Source organism: Rhodococcus sp. (in: high G+C Gram-positive bacteria) (assembly GCF_049591685.1).
Lineage (GTDB): Bacteria > Actinomycetota > Actinomycetes > Mycobacteriales > Mycobacteriaceae > Rhodococcoides.
The window spans coordinates 1-6609 of sequence record NZ_JBAWFH010000123.1 but is presented as its reverse complement, the minus strand read 5'-3'; the positions used below and the strand labels follow the sequence as shown (position 1 = coordinate 6609).

Sequence of the window (6609 nt, the reverse complement as noted above, 5' to 3'; positions counted from 1 at the left end):
AATGACGATAGTCAACCCCGAGGACTTCGCAGAATGGCCGTGGCTGTACGAAGCCGGCTATCAAGCTGGCGAGGCGACGACAAAAGCACTGACTCGATGACGCGTCGCGTTCCGCGGAACCATTCGGACGTCGTCGGCGTCTAACCTGTTGGTCGACGTGATCGAGGGGGTTCGGTGCGAAAACGAGTGGTGACGCTTGTCGGCGTGGCAGCGCTGGTTGCGGGATGCGGGGGCGATGTGGGAGGAAAACCCGTTGCCACTCAGCGGTGGGACCCGTGCAGTGTCACGCCCGAGGCTGTGAAGGCCACGGGATTGGATCCGGTCTACCGGAGTGAGGGCTGGGGCGAAGGTATCGAGGTTCCCGATTGGTCGCTGTGTACATTGCGGGGGCCTGCCCAGGAACCTTCATACTTCCTGAACGTCAAGTCATCGGACACACACACCATCGGCGAAGCCCGCCAAAACGAGTCATACTTGAATGGCACCGACCTGCGGATTGCAGACCGGGACGCGTACCGATTCAGAACGCAGATGTCACGGTCGATTACTGACTGCAACATCGCAGTCGCCGTTCCACCCGGCGTGGTTGTCTTCAGCGTCCATTCCATGGGAACGATGGAGATTGGCGCGGATCCATGCGTACTTGTTCTTCAGCACGCGACCGAACTCGAAAATGGTCTACCACCGCTTTGATCAGGAGCAACGATGACCGAACCTACGACCCCGTCAACCCTATGGCAGTCTCTTGCAGTAGCAGCTGACCAAGGTCAACTCGTTCTCGAACCTGGTGTTGCTGAGGCATGTCGCACTGCGTGTGACGACTACATTGCACAGCTGCGAGAGCACCAGTCGAAAGCAGTTCAGCTCGGTGACATCAGCGGATGGGGTGATTTCGAGTCTGGCAAGCAACTGCAGACAATTTTCTCCAAAAAGGCGATCGGCGGCCCGAACAACATGGTCGACGTCTTGGAGAGTCACATTCACGTGGTCTTGGAGATGAGGGCGGTGTTTGCCAAGTTCTTCGTCGCTACCGAGGGCGTTGACGACGCCAACGTTGCGGACATCCAGGCTGAAGGCCCCCGGTAGATATCCGGCCAACAGACATCCGAGCGTCGCACGAAATAATTTCGAGGAGCCGCCGACCGCATCGGTGTCCAACTCCGAAATGCCGCCGAACGACTCGGCCGATCGGCCTGACCAACTAACCCGAGGTAGCTGCAACTCCCCGCGCCAGCACGCGGTTCTCTGCGTCGAGCACAAACACTTCGCTACCCGCATCAGTCACACGGCCCACGAGCTGAACCTCGGTGTCCACGAAGACCGGGGCTTGCATCTGCAGAGAGAAACTCCGGACGCGGACACCTGGCTGCGATCGAACCGCTAAGTCGAGCAACAGTATTCGTACCAGTGGCCCGTGCACCAGCAAGTCCTGCAGACCCTCGACGTTCCGAGCCCAGTCTCGGTCGTAATGCACCAGATGCGTGTTGAACGTCAACGCCGAAAACCGAAAGAGCTGTCGTGCATCCAATGTCGAAGATTCGGACCAGTCCCACTCGACATCCGGCGCCGGCGCCGGCGGCTTGGTAACTGCCCCGGGCTTCGCCGCCTCCAGGAACACGTCATGCCACACGGTCGAGATGGCCAGCTCACCGTCCACGTAGTACTTACGCTCCACGTCGGCGAACACCAGTCGCCCACCGCGCCCCTCTTTCTCGACGATGGCGCCGACCTGCACTCGCTGCTCGACCACATCGTCGTACGCCAGCGGTCGATGGAAGACAGTGTCCTCCCCGGCATACATCCGTCGCGGCAGATCAATGACCGGTAGGACACCGTCGTCGGTAGGGGAGCCGTCGGGCCGAAGATCGGCTAGCGCCGCGTCGAACGGGAAGTAGAGACCCTCCCACCCAGGCTGAAGTTCACCCGTCGACTTCGGTTCTTCTACCGTGGGCGCGAACGTGCCCCGATAGGCGGCGGCAGGGGCAACCCGCAGCGCTTCGGTTCTGACCACCACCATCAAACAACCCCGCCCGCACGCAGGTCCGAGATTCTCTCCTCTGAATACCCGGCCAGTCCGGCCAGCACCGAATCGGTATGTTCGCCCAGCGAATTGGCCTTCCTCGCGGGATTGGCCGGCGTGACACCCATCTTGATCGGCTGCCCGAACATCTTCAGCGTCCCGAACTTGCCGTAGTCGGCTTCGACGATCATCTCGCGCTCGGCCGTGCCCGGATCTTCGACGACCTCGCCGATGTTCTTGATGGCCGTCAACGGGATGACCGCACCGGCCAGGTCTTCGAGCTCGGACCGCTTACGACCGTCGAACCACCCGACGATCAGCGGCTTGACCCGGCGCTCGTACACCTCCGGATCGAACCGCTTGCGCATCGTGTCGATCTCGGGATCCGTCGCTGCCTCGGGGGTGCCGAACAAGGTGCACGATGCATTCCACAGCTTGTCGGTGTAGCCACCGAAGAACACCTGGCCATCGGCGCAGGGGAACAGCTCGTAGGGCCGAACCCACGCGTGCTTGTTGCCCGACGGCACAGCGGTTTTGCCGTCGACGGTGTAGTCCACGACGGCTGTTTCGGTCATGGCGAAGATGCTGTCTACCTGTGCGACGTCGACGAGCTGGCCGACACCCGTCTTCTCGGCGTGACGCAGCGCCGTCAGTGCACCGATGACGCCGAACATGGTGGCCGACAAATCGCCGATCGTGACTCCGACCCGTACCGGTTCCTCGCCGGCCTGGCCGTTCATCGACCACAGTCCGCCCGCAGCCTGCGCGGTGTTGTCGAACGCAGGACGTGTACTGCGTGAACCTGTTTGGCCGTATCCCGAGATTGCAAGATAGACCAGTCTCGGATTGACCTCGGCGAGAACGTCGTAGTCGATTCCGAGTTTCTTGGTGGTACCCGGCCTGAAGTTCTCGATCAGAACGTCGGCCTTGGCAACCAGGTCTTTGAGCACCGACGTGCCCTCGGGTGTCCCGAGATTCAGTGTCAGTCCGAGCTTGCCGCGGTTGTACTGGGCGTAGTAGGCGCTGAACTCGTCGTCGTCCGCCTTCAGATAGGGCGGAAACCCGCGGGCCACGTCGGGACCTTTCGGATTCTCGATCTTGATCACCGTTGCCCCGAAGTCGGCGAACATCTGCGCAGCATAGGCACCGGCAAGGACATGGGAGAGATCGAGCACCACCACTCCCGCGAGAGAGCCGGTGTTGCCTACCAAGGGGAAAGTCATGAGATCGCTTTCTATCAGAGGTTGTGTCGAGTCAGCCGACAGGTTCGACGTCGGCAACCATGATCGGGTCCAGTGTGGCGTCGTCGACCTTGGAGGGCAAAGTCTCGGGGAGGAAGGCGATGCCGATGAGCCCGATGATGCTGAGTCCCATCAGGTACGCAGCTACGAGCCACGGGCTGCCATCCGATGCCGCGACCAGGGCCGTGGCGACGAGTGGTGCCGTGCCGCCGACTGCTGCGGCGGGGATCTCGCGTGAGATCGCGATGCCGCTCCACCGCGCATTGGTCGGGAAGATCTCGGCGAGCATCGCTGCGGACACTCCGATGGTTGCACCCTGAATGATGGCCAGCCCGAGAACGAGGCCGAGGGCAACGAGGATGATCTGCTCCGTTCCATACAGCCAGAACAGCGGGAAGGCGAGGACGATACCGAACACGGCCGCTCCGAGCAGCACGGGCTTGCGTCCGATGCGGTCGGCCAGCTTTCCGAAGTACAGCGTTGCCGGAATCGTCAGCAACTCCGCGATGATCAGTGCAACGAGGGCGGCCGTCGGATTCACCGTGAGGGTTCCGGTGACGTACGAGACCGAGAAGGTCTGCACGATGTACACCCAGGGGAGTGTGAACGTGAACAGGGCCATGCCGCAGATCAGGATGCGCCAGTGGTTCTTCACCGCGCCTGCGAGCGGCGAACTCATGACAGCGCCGTCTTTGGCGGCTTCCTCGAATGCGGCGGTCTCGTTGACGCGGAGCCGGAAGTACAAGGCGAACGCGACGATCACCGCGCTGGCGATGAACGGGATGCGCCAGCCCCACGCGAGGAACTGCTCGTCCGGCAGCAGGGTCAGGAGCGCGAACGTCGTTGTCGCCAAAGCCATGCCGACGTACACCGACGCGCCGGGAAAGCCTGCCGTGTAGGCGCGGCGCTGCGGATCTGACGACTCGCTGGCCATTGTCATCGCCCCTGCGAACTCCGCGCCTGCGCCGGCACCCTGGAAGATGCGGAGCACGATCAACAGGATGGGCGCCCAAATGCCGATCGAGTCTGCAGTGGGGAGCAGTCCGATCAAGGTCGTCGCAGTGCCCATCATCATCAGCGTCACCAAAAGCGTCATCTTGCGTCCGACGCGATCGCCGTAATGCGCGAAGATCAGGCCGCCGATCGGCCGGGCGCCGAACCCGACTGCGAAGGCCGCGAATGCACCGAGCATTCCCGCGAGGTTGCCGGCGCCGGGGAAGAACAGAGGCGCGAACACCAGCGCCGACGCGAGGCCGTAAAGGGTGAAGTCGTACCACTCGATGATCGTGCCGACCGAGCTGCCGATGACGGCATGGCGCCGCTGCTCTTTGGTGTTCGCGTCGACCTCGGGGAGGGGCGGGGTGTTGGGCATGTCGTTTCCTTGGGATTCTGCGATCAGCGGGTGGGGGAGGGTGTGCGTGCTGCGGACAGCGCCCGTACGACGGGGGAGGTGCTGGGGCGGCCGAGTTTCTCGGCCATCCATTCGGAGACTTCCGACAGGGCGCGCAGGTCGACGCCTGTGTCGATACCGAGGCCGTCCAGCATCCAGACGAGGTCCTCGGTGGCGAGATTTCCGGTCGCGCCCTGTGCGTAGGGGCAGCGGCCGAGTCCGCCTGCTGCAGAGTCGAATTCGGTGACTCCATCCCGCAGAGACGCATGGACGTTGGCAAGAGCCTGGCCGTAGGTGTCGTGCAGGTGCAGAGCAATGCTGTCGACGCTGATACCTCGGGCGCGGACGGCATCCAACACAGCGTGGATATGGCCGGGGGTGGCAACGCCGATGGTGTCACCCAACGACAGTGTCCCGACGCCCATGTCGATCAAGCGTTCGGCGACGTCGGCAACGCGCTCGACAGTCACTGCGCCCTCCCACGGATCGCCGAAGCACATCGAGATGTATCCGCGAGTCCGAACCCCGGCCGCCGACGCCCCCGCGATCACGGACTCAGCAGAAGTCAACGCGTCGGCAACCGTCGAACCGAGGTTCCGGCGCGCGAATGTCTCTGTTGCGCTGACGAAGACGGCAACCTCGGTGGCCCCGGAGTTCAACGCACGATCGAGACCTCGCACGTTCGGTGTCAACACGATCTGCCTGATCGTCGGCGGTATGTGCAACTCCGCCATCAGCTCCTCAGCGTCGGCGAGTTGGGGCACCCACTTCGGTGACACGAAGCTCGTCAGTTCCAGGTTGGTGACGCCTGCTGCGACGAGGCGGCGGCAGAACTCTGCTTTGGTCGCCGTCGGAACCATCGTTGTCTCGGCCTGAAGTCCGTCGCGTGGGCCGACTTCGTAGACGCGGACCGACGTCGGTAGCGCCGGATTGCGGTGTACGTCAGGACGGGGGAGAGTCATACCAGGCTGCCACTTCGGAGTTCGCCGAGAACCTTCTCGGCATGCTCGACGCCGATCGAGCGATCGCCGATCAGGCGCTGCACAACATTGTCCAGCTCGTCGGCCGTCGCGCCCGCGGTCACCGCGATCGTCCTGGCGTGCAGGCGCATATGCCCCTGTTGGATTCCCTCCGCAGACAGAGCGCGGCATGCGCCGAGGTTTTGGGCCAGTCCGACAGCGACGATCACCTCGGCCAGTTCGGTGGCGGACGTGACGCCCAGGATCTCGATCGCGGTACGAGCAACCGGATGCGCCTTGGTGGCACCGCCGACGAGTCCGACCGCCATGGGAACCTCGAGCGTGCCGGAAAGGTGACCGTCGTTGGTCTTCTCGAAGTGGGATAGCGCGGTATACCGTCCGTCGGCGCCCACGGCGTGCGAGTGGCAACCCGCTTCGACGGCGCGGGTGTCGTTGCCCGTAGCCAGCACGACCGCACTGATGCCGTTCATGATGCCCTTGTTGTGCGTTGCTGCGCGGTACGGATCGGCTTCGGCGAAAGCCGACGCGTGGACGATGTTGTCCACCACCTCCGATCCGCCGAGAAGGTCGCGATCGAACACTGCGCGTGCGCGCACGATGCGTTGGTCGGCTTTGTTCGTCAGAATTCGCAGCAGTGGACGACCACCGGCGATGACGGCGACACGCGGTGCGACGGCCTCGGCCATGGTGTTGACCGCATTGGCGCCCATGGCATCTCGCACGTCGACGACGATATGGGTGATGACGTGGACTCCGGTGCGTGTCGGGAGCACGCGGACGGTGAGTTCGCGTGCACCGCCACCGAACCGGACGAGCGTCGGATCCTGTGCATTCGACAGAGCCAAGATTTCGTCACGCGCCTCGAGAATCCGCAGACGGGCGGCCTCGGGGTCCTGCACGTCGAGCAGTTGAATCTGCGCCTGCATGACGGGCCCGGTGTGTGAAACGAAGAACCCACCGTGGGGACGTGTCATCCTC

General features: G+C 63.2%; 7 protein-coding genes. 2 read left to right on the top strand and 5 right to left on the bottom strand.

What is annotated here, in order from left to right; all coding sequences use genetic code 11:
- Positions 1-174 precede the first annotated feature (174 nt).
- Together WBQ44_RS05440 and WBQ44_RS05435 are read left to right on the top strand one after the other, a co-directional pair.
- Entirely contained in the window at positions 175-693 is a 519-nt protein-coding gene (locus WBQ44_RS05440; protein ID WP_495565711.1) for a DUF3558 family protein, read from the top strand.
- Between the two features lie 12 nt (positions 694-705).
- Positions 706-1086 (top strand): hypothetical protein, encoded by a 381-nt coding sequence (locus WBQ44_RS05435; RefSeq protein WP_495565710.1) that lies wholly within the window; start codon positions 706-708, stop codon positions 1084-1086.
- 115 nt (positions 1087-1201) lie between these two features.
- On the opposite strand, the gene WBQ44_RS05430 is transcribed toward WBQ44_RS05435, so the two are convergent.
- The 5 genes from WBQ44_RS05430 to WBQ44_RS05410 all read right to left on the bottom strand — a co-directional run.
- On the bottom strand, positions 1202-2017 hold the full coding sequence (locus WBQ44_RS05430; RefSeq protein ID WP_495565709.1) for an FAS1-like dehydratase domain-containing protein: 816 nt from the start codon (positions 2015-2017) through the stop codon (positions 1202-1204).
- A complete protein-coding gene (locus tag WBQ44_RS05425) occupies positions 2017-3243 on the bottom strand; it encodes a CaiB/BaiF CoA transferase family protein (protein WP_495565708.1) in 1227 nt (408 codons plus the stop codon). The genes WBQ44_RS05430 and WBQ44_RS05425 overlap by 1 nt, the downstream gene beginning before the upstream one ends.
- A 31-nt stretch (positions 3244-3274) precedes the next feature.
- Positions 3275-4633, bottom strand: coding sequence for an MFS transporter (locus WBQ44_RS05420; RefSeq protein WP_495565707.1), 1359 nt, complete (start codon positions 4631-4633; stop codon positions 3275-3277).
- A gap of 23 nt (positions 4634-4656) precedes the next feature.
- Complete coding sequence (locus tag WBQ44_RS05415) at positions 4657-5613, bottom strand: hydroxymethylglutaryl-CoA lyase (protein ID WP_495565706.1); 957 nt, start codon at positions 5611-5613, stop codon at positions 4657-4659.
- Positions 5610-6609 (bottom strand): hydroxymethylglutaryl-CoA reductase, degradative (locus WBQ44_RS05410; protein ID WP_495565705.1); only part of this gene is annotated, 1000 nt, incomplete at its 5' end. The genes WBQ44_RS05415 and WBQ44_RS05410, both read right to left, overlap by 4 nt.